The following is a 1,387-nucleotide window of genomic DNA, read 5'->3' as shown; positions in this document are numbered from 1 at the left end:
AGCATAGACGAGCATTACCTGGATATTACAGGGATCGACAGGTTTTTCGGTGCTTATCAGTGGACGCAGGAACTCATGCAGTCGGTAACCCGCCACACGGGGCTTCCCGTTTCTTTTGCCTTATCAGTAAATAAAACGGTGGCGAAAATAGGTACGGGCGAATCCAAACCTGCTGGCAAAAGAGAAATAGCTTCTAACGGCGTCCGTCCGTTTCTCAACCCACTGTCCATAAAAAAAATTCCCATGTTGGGCGATGCCACCTTCCAGCTGCTTTCAAGAATAGGTGTACGCCAGATACACACACTGGCAGAAATGCCCGTGGAAGTGTTACAGCAAATGATCGGTAAAAACGGCATCGATTTGTGGAAAAAGGCAAACGGGATCGATTTCTCACAGGTAGAACCTTATACCGAACGCAAGTCGGTCTCAACAGAACATACCTTTGATCAGGATACCATCGACCTGAACATGCTCCACGCGCTCATCAGCGGTATGGTAGAAAAACTGGCTTATCAGCTGCGTTGCGAACAATGGCTTGTTTCTACCGTAGTTGTAAAAATTCGTTATGCCAATTTTGATACCGAAACAAAGCAGGCGAAGATAGCATATACTTCTGCAGACAACATCCTAACAAAAACGGTTCGCGAACTGTTTAACAGGCTGTACAGCCGCCGTATGCGTATACGTCTTATCGGTATCCGTTTTACGGGATTGGTACGCGGAAACCTGCAGATCAACCTGTTTGAAGATACGCAGGAAATGGCAGCTCTTTATCAGGCAATGGACCACATCAAGAACAGGTTCGGATATGATAAGGTAGGTCGTGCTGCCGGGTTTAATTTTAATGCTAAAGAAAACAGGTAATCATGTATATAAACTGTCATTCTTACCACAGCCTCAGGTACGGGACTCTTTCGGTAAACGACCTCGTTTCACAGGCACAAGCCTGTAATGTAAGGGTACTTGCACTTACCGATATCAATACGGTAACGGGAATTTACCATTTTGCAAAAGCATGTAAACAGGCACATATAAAACCCATTGTAGGAATGGAATTCCGATCACACAATCGTTTGCTCTATATAGGGCTGGCAAAAAACAATGCCGGCATCGGCGAGATGTGCAGGCTGCTTACCGCACACAACTGCGATGGGGCTCAACTACCGCAAAAAGCACCGGAATTTGAAAATGTATATGTTATTTATCCTTTTTCAAACCGCCCGAAAACACTCAGGCATAATGAGTTTATCGGGGTCAGGCTCAAACAGCTGAATTTTCTCATTCAGAAAGAATGGCAGGAATACCTTCCCAAAATGGTCATTTGGAGTCCGGTGACCGTTTCAGGAAAAAACGAACATAACCTCCATAGGATCTTACGGGCAATTGA

The 1,387-nt window shown here is 45.2% G+C and carries 2 protein-coding genes; both read left to right on the top strand.

Features of this window, described 5'->3' with window-relative positions:
- On the top strand, nt 1-864 hold an 864-nt coding region (locus BM253_RS17090; protein WP_091526696.1), incomplete at its 5' end, for a DNA polymerase Y family protein.
- Nucleotides 865-866: 2 nt separating this feature from the next.
- The coding region (locus BM253_RS17085) for a PHP domain-containing protein (RefSeq protein WP_143095711.1) at nt 867-1,387 on the top strand (521 nt) is incomplete at its 3' end.

This window comes from Paenimyroides ummariense, assembly GCF_900115115.1.
In the GTDB taxonomy this organism is placed as follows: Bacteria; Bacteroidota; Bacteroidia; order Flavobacteriales; family Flavobacteriaceae; genus Flavobacterium; species Flavobacterium ummariense.
The sequence above is the reverse complement of the archived record's forward strand: the minus strand, read 5'-3'. Positions and strand labels throughout refer to the sequence as shown.